The sequence below is a fragment of the Acidimangrovimonas sediminis genome (assembly GCF_002871005.1).
Taxonomy (GTDB): domain Bacteria; phylum Pseudomonadota; class Alphaproteobacteria; order Rhodobacterales; family Rhodobacteraceae; genus Acidimangrovimonas; species Acidimangrovimonas sediminis.
The window spans coordinates 1-438 of sequence record NZ_PHSN01000071.1 but is presented as its reverse complement, the minus strand read 5'-3'; the positions used below and the strand labels follow the sequence as shown (position 1 = coordinate 438).

Annotated in this window: 1 protein-coding gene; it reads right to left on the bottom strand. The window is 58.7% G+C overall.

What is annotated here, in order from left to right:
- Window positions 1-246: MFS transporter (locus tag CVV76_RS24365; RefSeq protein WP_332888552.1), on the bottom strand; the 246-nt coding region annotated here is incomplete at its 3' end.
- Between the last annotated feature and the right edge of the window lie 192 nt (window positions 247-438).

The following is a 438-nucleotide window of genomic DNA, read 5'->3' as shown; positions in this document are numbered from 1 at the left end:
CGCGGCAAGGATAACGGCCAGCAGGATCAGCAACCGGTTGCGCGCCATACGGCCCGCCGCGAGCGTGACAATCGGCGCAAAGACCATCACGCCGAAGGCATAAGCCGTCACAATCAGACCCGCGGTGGGGATGGAAATTTCAAGGTCGTTCGCGATCACGGGCAGAAGGCCCATGGGAGAGAATTCCGTCAATCCGATCGCGAATGAGCCGAGGGAGAGGGCCGCAAGGGCAGAATTCAGCTTCATTCTGTCGTCTTTCGTATGTCGCGGGGTGCCGACCTGACACCCTATGCCTGCATTCACGGCAAACTGGACGAACTCGGCCCGCGGGATTAGAGCTTGTCGCAGCACTTCATTTTTGAGGCATGGGCAAAGATGACCTTGCAATCTGACCGCTTCGGGGAAATGGAAGCCTTTCTCGCAAGCCTCGAGGAAGGC